Here is a 14,393-nt window from a genome sequence, read left to right on the forward strand (position 1 = left end):
TGCTGAACCTTAAAATAATGCTTTTATTGGTAAAAAAGTAAAAATTTATTTTAATTTTTTCTTCGCTTTAGCAGAAGCCTCTTTGTATTTGTTAATCTTTTCTAGCCATTTTTCCTCATCTTGAGGTGATAGTTTACCTTTCTTTTTGAGCTTCTCGTATTTTTTAATAGCGTCTTTATGCTTCTTGGTAGATTTATCAAAATTAGATTGTGCTTTCTCTTTTTTCTTTAATGCTTTTTCTGCCTTTTTTTGCTTCTTTTCGGCTCTTTTTTGGTCTTTTTCAGCCTTTTCTTGCTCTTTTTCGGCTTTTTCTATACGTTTTTTAGTTTCTTCAGATGCAGCAATTTGAGTCATTTTTTTATCAAAAGCTGCACGTATTTCGGCTTTTTCATCAACTGAAAGTACATCAGTAACATCAACACTATCTTTAAAAATTCTATCCTTTTTTATTTCATAAGTTACACCATTAAAACTCACGTCTTGCGCGTTAAGTAAAAAACCTAAGCTCATGAATAGTACTACTAATAATATTCTCATAATATTTTTTTTAAAATTTGACATCTCATATTGTTAGACACATTAATTTTAAAAAAGTAACTTAAATTTGGTTTAAAATTTCAGCAGCACGTTTTAAAGTATCATCCTTTTTTGCAAAACAAAAACGCAAGACCTTATTGTCTAAGTTATTTTCATTAAAAACCGACAAGGGAATAGATGCTAAACCAAAATCTATGGTTAGTCTTCTAGCAAAATCAACATCATATTCTTGTGTAATATTGGAATAATCTAACACTTGAAAATACGTCCCTTTTGAGGGAGTGAAATTAAATCTAGAATTTTTAATTAAACTTAAAAACAGATCCCGTTTCTTTTGATAAAATGCAGATAACTCCAAATAATGCTTTGGTTCTTGCATATAATCTGCAATCCCTTTTTGTGTTGGATGATGTACACAAAACACACTAAATTGGTGTACTTGAATAAATAACTCCATAAGCGCTTTTGGCGCACAACAATATCCAATGCGCCAACCTGTATTATGGAAGGTTTTACAAAACGATGCAACAACAAAAGTTCTAGATTTTAAATCCGGAAACAAACAGGCACTTTGGTGCTTCTCATCATCATAAATCATATGTTCATAAACCTCATCACTTAAAACAATAATATTGGTGTCTTTAGTAACCCTTTCCAAAGCCAGCATGTCATCTTTTGAAAATACAGTTCCTGAAGGGTTATGTGGTGTATTTATAATAATCATTTTTGTATGACTATTAATCTTAGATTTTACAAGGCCCCAATCCACACTAAAAGTTGGCGCCTGAAGTTGAATAGAAACCACTCTACCTCCATTTAATTTTACTCCTGGTTCATAACTGTCATAAGCAGGTTTAAAAACGATAACCTCATCATCCTGTCTTATAAAAGTTGATAATATTGTAGAAATAGCCTGGGTTGCTCCTGAGGTAATTGTAATTTCATTTTCAGGATGATAAGTAGAATTATATAAAACATCCATTTTTTTAGCAATAGCTTTGCGTAACTCTAGATTACCTGCCATTGGTGCATATTGGTTATGTCCAGAATTCATAGCATTACTAACCAAATCTATTAACTTTTGATCACTACCAAAATCTGGAAATCCTTGAGATAAATTTATAGCATTATGGGTTTTTGCTAATCCACTCATTATTGAAAAAATGGTAGTACCTACATTCGGAAGTTTAGAATTATGTTGCATGAAAGTAAAGATACTTACTTCTTTTAAAAGTTTAAACTCCTAATTTGTTCAATAAATCTTGCTTGTAGGTTCTACCAATTGGAATTTTGTTATCCTTGATAAAAATGGTATTTCCAGATATTTTATTTACAAAACTACTATTAATAATAAAAGATTTATGAACTTGTATAAATTGATTTTCTGGAAGTTTAGCATTCCAATTCTTTAGAGAATCTATATAAGATAATCTTTGATTTTTAGTAACAACGGTAATATAATTTCGTTCAGATTCAATAAATAGAATATCGTTTAATACAATTTTATGAAGCGTTTTATCAACGTTTAAAAAAATAGTTTCCTCGCTCTCATCATTTATAGCCTCAGGAATCTCTATCCTTTCTTTTGCTTTATTTATTGCTTTTAAAAATCTATCAAAAGAAAATGGTTTAACTAAATAATCTACAATAGTATCTAACTCAAAACTATTAACAGCGTATTCAGAGTAAGCTGTTGTCATTATTACAGCTGGTGGGTTTTTAATAGTTTTTATAAAATCAAGCCCAGACATATCTGGCAAATTAATATCCAGAAAAACAACATCCACAGATTCTTTATTTAAAAACGAATTGGCTTCAATAGCCGCTTGAAACGTTTCGACCAATTCCAAACTCGGGATTTTAGAGATAAAATTATTTAAAATCTTTTGCGCAGGAATTTCGTCTTCTATAATTACACACTTCATATTTTATGTTTTCAAATATGTCAGGTCGAGCGCAGTCAAGATCTATTTGTTTTTTGCAACCTCTCGACTGCGCTCGAGGAGACACAAAACTATTTTAAATTCAGTTTTAAGGTTACTTTAAAATCTCTATTCTTATCAATATTAAACTCATAATCATCTTTATAAATAAGCTCTAAACGTTTTTCAAGATTTTGCAATCCTATTTTCAAATCAGTAGTTGTTACTTTTTGGTCATCAAAATCATTTTCACAAGTAAAATTCAAGACACCTTCTTCTACATTAATTTTCACTTTTATCTCACTATTCAAAGTACTATGTTTAAAAGCATTTTCAATGATTGTAATTAGAAGCAAAGGCGCAATTTGATGACTTAAAGAATCAATAGTTTTACTATAATTAATCTGTTTAACACCTTCTGTTCTTATTTTTTGAAATTTGATATAATTATCTATAAAATGAACCTCTTTTTCTAATGAAATGGTCTTTTCATTACTTTCATATAACACATGTTTCAAATTATCTGAAAGCATCAAAATAAGTTCTGGTGTGTCTTCTGGTTTTTCAATAGAATATGAATAAATTGTATTCAAATTATTAAACAAAACATGTGGATTTATTTGAGATTTAAGGAATTTTAATTCCATTTCTGCATGCTCTTTTTTCACTGCTTCAACTTCTTCTTGCTTATCTATAAATCGATACAAAACCCAAACAAAAGAAAAGAAAATAAGAGGCACCAAAGTTTGCCATAAATAGTCACTTAAACATTTTGGTAAACTACATCCGCATTGCGCAAAAGCATAACAATACAATTGAGTAGCAAAAAAAGAAATAGCAGCAAAAACGAAAACATATAACACATACAGTTTCTTCTTAACAAAAAAAGGAAGTAACAAAAAGTTATTTATGTAAACGATAACCACTAAAAGTGATACATATTGTAAAAACGGGTTTTCTCTCCAATAATAATCAGAGAATAGAAACAAAGACACAAACACAAAGAGCATCCAAAATAATATATGGACTAAAACTTGAGAAGTATGTTTATTGATGAATGTCATTTTTTAAAAGTAATCAGAAAAGCCAAAACCATCAAACATTATGTACGAAAGTCAATTTTGTTATTGCAAACAACCAAAAATGACGTTTGTTAATTCAAGTCTGTTGTTTGTAAAAATTATTCGCTTCACTTATAAAGCTAGTTTAAATTTGGTTTATAAACAATCAAAAACATGAAACGAACAGCAATCTTACTCATTACTTTACTTAGCCTACAATTTGGTTTTTCTCAAACCCTAAATCATATAGAACTAGACCAAAAAGGAAACGAAGTTTTACTTGGAAAAATAAACAAAATCGGTTTAACACAAAATACATTTAACTCTTGGTTTTCTAAAAACCATGAAGATTATTTAGTAAATAAAGCTGTAGCAAAAAAGCTAAAAGACTCTTTAAAACAATATGAAATTAAAGTATTTTTAGGTACTTGGTGTGGCGATAGCAAAAAAGAAGTTCCTAGATTTTATAAGGTTATAGAAGCCGCAAAATTCCCCGAAAGCCAATTGCAAGTAATTGCTGTTAACCGAACTAAAGAGGCTTATAAACAAAGTCCTAACCATGAAGAAAAAGGATTAAATATTCATCGTGTCCCAACTTTTATTATCTATAAAGACGGAAAAGAAGTTAATAGAATTGTTGAACACCCCAAAGAAACTTTTGAGCGCGATTTGCTAAGTATAGTTACCGATAATAAATACAAATCAAATTATTTGATTGCCAATTACATGGATTATTTGCTTCAAAACAAATCTTTAGATAGTCTTAAAATAGACCAACCCAATTTAGTTTCTAGGTTTTCAGAATTTGTAAAAGGTAGTAGAGAATTAAACACATATGGCTATTCACTTTTACGCTCAAATCAAATAGAAAATGCTTTGTATATTTTTGATTTTAATTCAAAAATCTTCCCTTACAGAAGTAGTGTTTACGATAGTTTAGGAGAAGCCCAATTGGAAGCGGGAAACCTCAATGAAGCTTTAAAAAGCTATTATAAAGTATTAAGTTTAAAACCTGAAGATAAAAATGCTCTGGAAATGGTTGAGAAAATTAAATTGAATACTGCAAATAATGACAAAAAATAGTTTTCGAATCTTTATGATAGTAACCATCCTATCTTTTGGATGCCAAACTTCTAAAGAACTACAACAACATTACGAAAATCAAATTGGAGATACTCCTTTTGATGAAGCTATTGACAATCCTAATTTCAAATTCTGTGATTCAACCAAAGTGCTTCATAAACGCGCTTATATTCAATATACTGGCGGAGAAAAAGCGCTGGAAGAAGAACTAATAAAAAATTATACATTTCAATCGGCATTAAACAATTTTACCGGCTATTTTATAATACGTTTTGCTGTTAATTGTAATAATGAAACGGGGCGATTTAGAATTGAAGTTCTTGATTCTAACTTCAAAAAAGGGCATTGTTCAAAAGCATTAGAGAATCATATATTATCCATAGCTAAATCTTTAAAACAATGGAATCATGCCAATTACAGAGGGAAAGATTATGATGGGTATAGATTTATAAATATAAAAATGAAAAACGGCAACATCATAAAATCATGAAGAAATTAATTTTTATCGTTTTATTTTTAGTCCTAACCATTAAAAGTTACAGTCAAGTTAACTGCTATATTTTTCCAGAAGGAAGTCCTGAAAGACAAGCCTGCGAACTTTGTGATGAAGCCATAAAACACCCACAAGGCAGCAGAGAATCTCAATTATTATTTGATGAAGCTATAGCTGTAGGTCCAAAATTTGCTTGGGCTTATTATGAAAAATCTGTACCTTATTTTAAACGAGGCTATCTACTGGAAGGATTAGATATTTTAAATGAAGCTATAAAATTAAAACCTTTAGAATACTTGTGTTATAGAGCATATTGGTATTGGCAATACCGAAATTACACATTATGTATTCAAGACCTAGAAGCTTATTATGCATTACCAAAATCTTTCATTCAATTTACACCAGGTGGCGAAAAAGATATGCGCATTATTTTAGGACTTGCTTATGCTAGAACTGGTAATTATGCTAAAGGCATAAAAACTATAAAGGAATGTTTAAAAACTTATGATTCTGAAGACGACTATGGATTTGCAGACTACCATTCATTAGGCATGTTATATGTAAAAAGCAAACAGTTTGACCAAGCTATTGAAACATTGAAAAAACAATTAACAATCAATGAAGATATTGCCGATACTTACTATTATTTAGGTTTAGCTTATAAAGCAAAACAGAATACATCTGAAGCTAAAAATCAATTTGAAAAAGCGATTAATAAATTAAATGATGTAGGCAGATACCGTAACACTAATGCTGGTTATAATGTTTATTTATCTGATATTGAGGATGCATTGAAGACTTTATAGGTTATTTAACTAAACAATCTCCATTTTCTTCAATAAAAACGATGCATTCATATTTTGACAAATTCCTACCTTCAATTTATAATCAAAATGAAGTTCATCATTGATAATTTCAGCATCAAAATAATAATTTTTCACATCGTTAAGTTCTTTCGCAATATCACATAAACTTAAATCATGGGTTGCTATTATCCCTGTGGCATTTGAAGCCACCAGTTTTTCAACAAACTTTTTAGATCCAATAGCTTTATCAGTACTATTCGTTCCTTTTAAAATTTCATCTAAAACAATAAAATAAGGTTCTTTCTGAATAGCATCAACAATAAATTTGAGACGTGTTAATTCTGAAAAGAAATACGAACTATCATCAGTTAAAGAATCTGAAGTTCGCATGCTTGTAATTAATTTTACTGGCGAATACTCGCTCGATTTAGCACAAACTGGCAATCCGATATTAGCCATAACAATATGCAAAGAAACGGTTCTTAAAAACGTACTCTTTCCTGCCATATTAGCACCTGTAACTATAAAAAATTGCTCGTTATCAATAGTTAAATCACTATCAATACGCTTTTCTTTGTTTAATAATGGATGCCCTAAGTTTTCTGCTTTAATAACAGCCTTATCTTCTAAAATATTTGGATATATAAAGTCTGGATGGTTATATGCATAATTACCTAAAGAGTTATAAGCATCGAAAAACGAAACCACTTCAAACCAATCAGACACTTTATCTCTGTATTTAGAAATCCATTGGTCAATATTATAACTATTCTTAATATCTGTTAGAAAATAGCCATTCCCAAAAATAGCACCTATAATATTATTTCGATTATCTAAAGCATCCAAAGCCCTTGAGAAGGCTTTAAAAATATCTGAAGCTTTTTTATCTCCCGATTGAATTTGTTTTTGCTTTTCTTGCAATAACTGTGATGAAAAAGATTCATTTTCAATAAAATCTAGCAACAATGCATACTGCCTAAATGTATCTCTAACCTTATCTGTGTTGGAAGAAAGGCTGTTTATTTTTTTAAGATACTTTCCTGTAATAGCAAAACCTACAAATATCCAATACCCTATTAAAGCTTGATTTGTAATTATACCAAGAACCGTTAGAATTAAAATAGTTATTGTACTCAAGCCAAAAACCAATGGTAACCACGACATATATTTAGGCAAAAATGGTTTATGATTTTGTAACCAACTAATAATACTTTTCGCTGGCGTTTCAATTTCAACTAAATTAGAAGTAGCGGAGTAATATTGTCGCCATTTTGGTTTTACACTTAACTCTTTAATCGCTTCTTGACGCAATTTAATATTACTTACATCATTAGCTTTTAATGCATTGACCAATTGTTGTGTTCCTTCAAAAACGGTTGTTCTATTAATAAACTGAAAGAAAGAACCGCGTCCAAATAAATCAATATCTAAACTATAACAATGATTTGGGTCTTGGAATTCTGAACCATCATTTCTATCGTGAAAATCACCAGAAAAAACTTTAATTTCTTCTTCATTAATCTTTACCAAAGCTCTGTTAAAGTCGCGTTCACGTTTTATATCAGTATATCTTGAAAGCAAATAGATAAACACAATAATACCTAAAACAGCAATAGGAACTGCTATTTGCCATTGATTAAAAAAGAAATAAACACCAACACCAGTGACTGTGAATACCAATAAACGAAGCGTGCTTAAACCCGTCATTTGTTTGTACAAACTTTTAACCTCGGCTTGATATTTCTTTAGATGTTTTTTATAGTATTTTAATGGGGTTTTCATGATGCTTAAATCTGATATAAAGAAACAAAAAAGCCTCGAAATAAAATCGAGGCTTTACTTTTATTTTTTAATACTATTAATCTCTTCCAAAAACTTGAAGCGCCCAATACAACAGGTTTGCTAAAGCGCCAATGGCAGCAACTAAATATGTTCTAGCTGCCCATTTAAGTGCATCTTCAGATCCTTTATATTCTTCTGGAGTTACCATGTTTTTATTTTTTAACCAAGCTAAAGCTCTGTTACTTGCGTCGTATTCAACAGGTAAAGTAATAAAGCTAAATAAAGTAGCAGCTCCCATAAAAACTACACCTAAAACGGCAACCCACCAGCCTAAACCAAGTCCAGCTGCACCACCTAATACTAAACCTCCAATAATTAGCCATTGAGACATCCCAGAAGTCACACTAACCATAGGCACTAATGTTGAACGCATTTGCAACCAACTATATGCTTGCGCATGCTGTACGGCATGTCCGCATTCATGAGCAGCAACTGCCGCTGCAGCTGCATTACGCTGATTGTATACCGCTTCACTTAAATTAACCGTTTTATTTTTTGGGTTATAGTGGTCTGTTAAACGTCCTGGTGTTGAGATAACCTCAACATCACTTATTCCATGATCTGCTAACATTTTTTCAGCAATCTCAGCACCACTCATACCATTTCTTAGTTGTGTTTTAGAGTACTTAGCAAACTTTCGCTTTAAAGTATTACTAACTAACCAACTTACTAAAGCAACAGCTCCTATTAATATATAATATCCAAACATTTTTTTAGTTTTTAAATTCTAATTAAATATAGCAAAAATAACGCCAATATTATAAACTGAATATTTGTCATATATAATAGTAAAATAAAAAACGCCTAACTCTCAACAACAAGAATTAGACGTTTCTCTAACTAAACTACTAAATTAAACTCTTAAGCCATTTGCATATCAAATGCTTCGGCAATTTCTTTATATACTATTTTTCCTTTCACAATATTTAATCCTTTGGCTAAAGATGCATTGTTATCGCATGCTTTTTCCCAGCCATCATTTGCTAATTTAATAACATAAGGTAAGGTTACATTTGTTAATCCTACAGTAGATGTATAAGGTACAGCTCCAGGCATATTAGCTACAGAATAATGTACTACATCATCTATAATATACGTTGGTTCCTCATGTGTTGTAGGCTTAGTTGTTTCAAAACAACCACCTTGATCTACAGCAACATCAACAATTACAGTTCCAGGACGCATATCTTTAAGCATATCTTTTGTGATTAATTTAGGAGCTTTTGCTCCTTTAATTAATACACCTCCAATAATCAAATCTGTTTTTGGCAAATGTCTTCTGATATTATATTCACTAGAAAATTCTGTATTAACGTTGGCAGGCATAATATCTGCTATGTAACGTAATTGCTTCATGTTAATATCCATAATAGTAACATTAGCACCTAAACCAGCAGCCATTTTAGCAGCTTGAATACCTACTACGCCTCCACCTAAAACCATAACATGAGCTGGTGGTACACCAGGAATACCTCCTAGAAGAATACCGCGCCCTTTAATTGGTTTTTCCAAATATTTTGCACCTTGTTGCACAGACATTCTACCAGCAACTTCAGACATCGGAATTAATAAAGGGAGTGCGCCATCTTTATCTTCAACAGTTTCATAAGCAATACAAATGGCTTTACTATCAATCATTGCATTAGTTAACACCTCACTTGATGCAAAATGAAAATAAGTAAACACCACCTGATTTGGTTTAATCAACTTATATTCTGGCTCAATTGGTTCTTTAACCTTAACAATCATTTCAGCAGCATCATAAACCGCTTCAATAGAATCAACAATGGTTGCACCAGCACCAACATAATCTTCATCAAGAAAACCACTATTAAAACCAGCGTTTTTTTGTACGTAAACCGTATGGTTTCTTTTCGTTAACTCAAAAACTCCAGAGGGTGTCATGCCCACTCTGTTTTCATTGTTTTTAATCTCAATAGGAACTCCAATTTTCATAAATAAGATATTTTAAAGTGAAAACTGGCGCAAAATTATAACAATAATTTCAATATTATAATAAAAACCATGATTTAATTATGTTTTTTTCATCAAAAAACACGTTTAACTAATTAAACTATAATTTACATCAATTTAATAGGAATTCATTTATAGGCGAAGAAAAACCTATTTTTTAGTATACTTTACTTTAAAGTACATCAATAAAAACGAAGAAATAACAGTAATACTATTCGCAAAAATCATCGATGGGCTATTCTTTAAAATACCATACCACAACCACATTACAATACCAATAAAAAAAATCACTAACATGGGCAGCGACAAACTAGAAACATCCTTAGTACGCCACGTTTTATAAACCTGTGGAAGAAACGCAGCCGTAGTCAAAATAGCAGCTGCAAAACCAATAATTTCAGTATTATCCATAGGTTTTTTTTAAAAGTTTAATAATTTGGGCGTTACCACAAGGGTCGGGCTATCCGTTACAAGTCCTCGCACTTCTCCCGATAGCTATCGGGATCAGGCTGTGGGCTTTCCACTGCTATCCCTAACGCAACAAAACATTACCCAACAATATTCACAATCTTCCCAGGAACCACAATTACCTTTTTAGGCGTTCGTCCTGCTAATTGTTCTTGTGTTTTTTCGTTTGCTAAAACGGCTTCTTCAATAGCGTCTTTACTCATATCCAAAGGTAATTCCATAGTAAAACGCATTTTACCATTAAATGAGATTGGGTAATTCTTGCTACTTTCCACTAAATGACTGGCATCAAATTCTGGGAAAGACGCAGTAGAAATAGAGGCATTATTACCCAACTGGCTCCATAATTCCTCAGCAATATGTGGCGCATAAGGTGAAATTAAAACCAACAGAGGTTCTAAAATATCCTTGCTAGTACATTTTTGAGCGGTTAACTCATTAGCAGCAATCATAAAGGTAGAAACGGATGTATTAAACGAAAAGTTCTCAATATCTTCTTGAACTTTTTTAATGGTTTTATGTAGCGTTTTTAAATTGTCTTTAGTTGGTGTTGCGTCTGTAACTTTCAATCCGTTATCATCAGCATATAATTTCCAAAGCTTTTTCAAGAACGAATGTACACCTGTAATACCAGCGGTATTCCATGGCTTGTATTGTTCTAAAGGGCCTAAAAACATTTCGTATAAACGTAAACTGTCTGCTCCATAATCTTCAACAATGTTGTCTGGGTTAACCACATTGTATTTTGATTTAGACATTTTTTCAACTTCACGTTTACACACATATTTGTTATCCTTGTTTGTTATAAACTCAGCATTCTTGTATTGTTTATCTTCTAATTTCAGTCTTTCCCAATCTAACTCATTTTTAGTATTAACATAATCTACCGAAACATGAGTCTTAAAATAATTCATCATCATAGTGTTCACCATAACTTTGCCCTCCAAATTAAATTTAGATATATCTTCAAGAATTGGATTTAAAAGATGAGAAATTAAATTTTCTCTTAGTTGCATGTGTTCTAATTCTTCGTCATTTTCAGGCTTATTAAATGTTTTTCTAAGATAAGTTGTTACATCATTACTGAAATACATGTCTTTTATTATGGTATATTTATCTCTTAAATATGTGATGTTTTTCACATCTTCTTTAGAGATATCATTTTTGGAATCAACTACTTTTCCAAAGTTAAAACCGACCCTGTGAACGAAAGCAGATTCACCCAAAATCATCCCTTGATTAATCAGCTTTTTAGCATATTCATCCTTAGGCACAACACCTTTATCAAACAAGAATTTTTGCCAAAAACGAGAGTATAATAAATGTCCTGTAGCATGCTCGCTTCCACCTATATACAAATCAACATCTTGCCAATAGTCCATCGCTTCTTTTGAAGCTATTTCATTTTGGTTATCTGGATCCATATAACGCATAAAATAGAATGAGCTTCCTGCCCACCCTGGCATGGTATTCAATTCTAAAGGATGTATCGTTTCGTTATCAATCAAATCATTTGAAACCACTTCATTCTTCTCGGTATCCCAAGCCCAAACACTGGCATTCCCTAGTGGTGGTTCGCCTGTTTCGGTTGGCAAATACTTTTCAACTTCTGGAAGTTTAATGGGTAAATGCGCTACATCAATCATTTGTGGTAAACCATTAACATAATACACCGGAAATGGCTCTCCCCAATAACGCTGACGACTAAACACCGCATCACGCAAACGGTAATTGGTTTTACCTTCGCCTTGTCCTATTTGCTCCAACTCGTAAATAGCGCGTTTGGTGGCTTTTTTATAATTCATCCCGTTTAGGAAATCACTATTACCAATAACGGTTTTTGCTTTATCTGAAAACGCTTCTTCTGAAATATCAACCCCTTCAAAAATATTAGGAATCGGAATATTAAAATGTTTTGCAAACGCATAATCACGCTCATCGCCACATGGTACAGACATGACTGCTCCTGTACCGTAACCAGCCAAAACATAATCACCAATCCAAATCGGGATTAATTTTTCTGTAAATGGATGAATCGCGTAGGCCCCTGTAAATACTCCTGAAATGGTTTTTACATCGGCCATTCTATCGCGCTCGCTACGTTTTGCTGTAGCTTCAATATAGGCATCAACAGCTTCTTTTTGCTCAGGTGTTGTTATTTGTTGAACCAAATCGTGTTCTGGAGCCAAAGTCATAAAACTTACTCCAAAAATAGTATCAGGTCTTGTGGTAAACACTTCAATTTCATCAGCTTCTTTTACTTCATTTGAAACCACTTTAAACTTCACTTGTGCTCCAACTGATTTTCCTATCCAGTTACGCTGGCTTTCCTTTAAAGAATCTGTCCAATCAATAGTTTCAAGACCTTGTAGCAAACGTTCTGCATAAGCAGAAATACGCATGCTCCACTGGGTCATCTTTTTACGAACCACAGGATGCCCTCCACGTTCAGAAACACCATTTACAATTTCATCGTTCGCTAAAACCGTTCCTAAAGCAGGACACCAATTCACTTCAGTTTCTGCTAAATACGTTAATCTGTATTGTAATAATATTTTTTGTTGTTCTTCAACAGTAAATCCATTCCATTCTTCAGCAGTAAATGTCTCTGATTCATTTTCGCAAACCGCATTTATATTTGCATTTCCTGATTCTTCAAAAACATTAACCAAATCTTTAATAGCAAAAGCTTTTTCATGGTCTTTACAATACCACGATTCAAATAATTGAATAAAAATCCATTGCGTCCATTTATAATAATTCGGATCTGAAGTACGAACCTCACGAGACCAATCAAATGAAAATCCAATTTGGTCCAATTGACGACGATACGTTTTAATATTCTCAGCAGTTGTAACCGCAGGATGTTGCCCCGTTTGAATCGCATACTGTTCCGCAGGCAATCCAAAAGAATCATACCCTTGAGGGTGCAACACGTTAAACCCTTGATGCCTCTTGTAGCGTGCATAAATATCTGAAGCAATATATCCTAAAGGATGACCAACATGTAAACCCGCACCACTTGGGTAAGGAAACATATCCAAAACATAATATTTTGGTTTATTACTCTTATTCTCAGCTTTAAATGTTTGATTCTCCGCCCAATATTTTTGCCATTTGGCTTCTATCTCGTTGAAATTGTATGTCATTGTAATGAATTCCGCTTAATAAGGCGCAAATTTAAACTTATTATAACAATGTTGAAAGTTTAAACGTTGTAAAGAACAGCGAATTAGAATACTTTATTATTTTTACAGCATTAATCCAATTCCTTATATGAGTTCATCTTTTGAAAAGCACCAAAAACGCAGGCTTATCTCTTCATATTTCTCTGTAGTGTTAAGTATTGCTTTAGTATTGTTTTTGCTAGGACTTTTAGGAATGTTGATACTAAACGCTAAAAAAGTCTCAGACCACTTTAAAGAGCAAGTGGTTGTTACCATTTATTTAAAAGATTCTGCAAAAGAAGTTGAAACCAAACAACTTGAAAAAAGTTTGGCTATGGCAGATTATGTAAAATCTACCGAATATGTTTCAAAAGAACAGGCTGCCGAATTTATGAAAGCTGAAAACGGCGAGGATTTTATGGATTTTGTTGGCTACAATCCGCTTCAAAACTCTATCGACGTGCATTTAAAAGCAGATTTTGTAACCTCAGAACATCTTGAGAAAATTTCCGCTGAAGCAACAAGCAAAAACTTTGTTGAAGAAGTCACTTATGATAACGACCTCGTTAACCTCATGAATGACAACGTTAAGAAAATCAGTTTCTGGGTTCTTATTATTAGTGGCATTTTCACTTTAATAGCGGTTTTATTGATTAATAGTTCCATAAGATTAGCTGTGTATTCTAAACGATTTACTATAAAAACCATGCAAATGGTTGGTGCAACAAAACGTTTCATTAGACGTCCGTTTGTTTGGAAAAGTGTACGCTTAGGAATGATTGGTGCTGTTTTAGCATTAATTGGAATGGCAATAGTTTTATACTATTTAAATAAAACCTTCATTGAATTAGAACTATTAAGCAACCCTATTTTAGTAGGACTACTATTTGTTTTTATTTTCGCTTTAGGTATTATTATTACTTGGATAAGTACACATTTTGCAACACAACGTTTCTTGAATTTAAAGACGGATGAGTTGTATTATTAATTATTGATGCTATAAATTACAAAACCATTAACAACTTAGTTTTAAATAAATC

At 32.0% G+C, this 14,393-nt stretch carries 13 protein-coding genes; 4 read left to right on the plus strand and 9 right to left on the minus strand.

Annotated features, from left to right (window positions below; genetic code table 11):
- Positions 1-45 precede the first annotated feature (45 nt).
- The 4 genes from DIS18_RS03390 to DIS18_RS03405 all read right to left on the minus strand — a co-directional run bounded on the left by DIS18_RS03390 (position 46) and on the right by DIS18_RS03405 (position 3,523).
- Positions 46-537: a hypothetical protein gene (locus DIS18_RS03390; RefSeq protein ID WP_146191790.1), complete on the minus strand. Its 492-nt coding sequence runs from the start codon at positions 535-537 to the stop codon at positions 46-48.
- A 61-nt stretch (positions 538-598) separates the two neighbouring features.
- Positions 599-1,741 carry a methionine aminotransferase gene (locus tag DIS18_RS03395; RefSeq protein ID WP_109351620.1) on the minus strand — a complete coding sequence of 381 codons (1,143 nt, stop codon included), beginning with the start codon at positions 1,739-1,741 and terminating at the stop codon, positions 599-601.
- Between the two features lie 31 nt (positions 1,742-1,772).
- On the minus strand, positions 1,773-2,462 hold the full coding sequence (locus DIS18_RS03400) for a LytR/AlgR family response regulator transcription factor (protein ID WP_109351621.1): 690 nt from the start codon (positions 2,460-2,462) through the stop codon (positions 1,773-1,775).
- Positions 2,463-2,551: 89 nt separating this feature from the next.
- Complete coding sequence (locus DIS18_RS03405) at positions 2,552-3,523, minus strand: sensor histidine kinase (RefSeq protein WP_245925565.1); 972 nt, start codon at positions 3,521-3,523, stop codon at positions 2,552-2,554.
- A gap of 171 nt (positions 3,524-3,694) precedes the next feature.
- Here DIS18_RS03405 and DIS18_RS03410 point away from each other — a divergent pair, with 171 nt between their 5' ends.
- From DIS18_RS03410 to DIS18_RS03420, 3 genes are read left to right on the plus strand one after another with little or no spacing between them, the layout of a single operon-like run.
- The gene (locus tag DIS18_RS03410; protein WP_109351623.1) at positions 3,695-4,603 is read left to right on the plus strand and encodes a TlpA family protein disulfide reductase; all 909 of its coding nucleotides are present in this window, start codon (positions 3,695-3,697) and stop codon (positions 4,601-4,603) included.
- A 13-nt stretch (positions 4,604-4,616) separates the two neighbouring features.
- Positions 4,617-5,093, plus strand: coding sequence for a hypothetical protein (locus tag DIS18_RS03415; RefSeq protein ID WP_109351624.1), 477 nt, complete (start codon positions 4,617-4,619; stop codon positions 5,091-5,093).
- On the plus strand, positions 5,090-5,902 hold the full coding sequence (locus DIS18_RS03420) for a tetratricopeptide repeat protein (RefSeq protein ID WP_109351625.1): 813 nt from the start codon (positions 5,090-5,092) through the stop codon (positions 5,900-5,902). Before DIS18_RS03415 ends, DIS18_RS03420 begins: the two co-directional genes overlap by 4 nt.
- A 9-nt stretch (positions 5,903-5,911) precedes the next feature.
- On the opposite strand, the gene DIS18_RS03425 is transcribed toward DIS18_RS03420, so the two are convergent.
- The 5 genes from DIS18_RS03425 to DIS18_RS03445 all read right to left on the minus strand — a co-directional run bounded on the left by DIS18_RS03425 (position 5,912) and on the right by DIS18_RS03445 (position 13,335).
- Positions 5,912-7,684, minus strand: coding sequence for a MutS-related protein (locus DIS18_RS03425; protein WP_109351626.1), 1,773 nt, complete (start codon positions 7,682-7,684; stop codon positions 5,912-5,914).
- A gap of 76 nt (positions 7,685-7,760) precedes the next feature.
- Entirely contained in the window at positions 7,761-8,453 is a 693-nt protein-coding gene (locus DIS18_RS03430; protein ID WP_109351627.1) for a zinc metallopeptidase, read from the minus strand.
- A gap of 152 nt (positions 8,454-8,605) precedes the next feature.
- Positions 8,606-9,700 (minus strand): alanine dehydrogenase, encoded by a 1,095-nt coding sequence (ald, locus tag DIS18_RS03435; protein ID WP_109351628.1) that lies wholly within the window; start codon positions 9,698-9,700, stop codon positions 8,606-8,608.
- 168 nt (positions 9,701-9,868) lie between these two features.
- Positions 9,869-10,129, minus strand: a complete 261-nt coding sequence (locus DIS18_RS03440; RefSeq protein ID WP_109351629.1) for a SemiSWEET family sugar transporter — start codon at positions 10,127-10,129, stop codon at positions 9,869-9,871.
- Between the two features lie 137 nt (positions 10,130-10,266).
- Positions 10,267-13,335, minus strand: coding sequence for a leucine--tRNA ligase (locus tag DIS18_RS03445; protein ID WP_109351630.1), 3,069 nt, complete (start codon positions 13,333-13,335; stop codon positions 10,267-10,269).
- A 127-nt stretch (positions 13,336-13,462) separates the two neighbouring features.
- Here DIS18_RS03445 and DIS18_RS03450 point away from each other — a divergent pair, with 127 nt between their 5' ends.
- The gene (locus DIS18_RS03450) at positions 13,463-14,341 is read left to right on the plus strand and encodes a cell division protein FtsX (protein ID WP_109351631.1); all 879 of its coding nucleotides are present in this window, start codon (positions 13,463-13,465) and stop codon (positions 14,339-14,341) included.
- Positions 14,342-14,393: the final 52 nt, after the last annotated feature.

Source organism: Algibacter marinivivus, assembly GCF_003143755.1.
Classification (GTDB): Bacteria; Bacteroidota; Bacteroidia; order Flavobacteriales; family Flavobacteriaceae; genus Algibacter_B; species Algibacter_B marinivivus.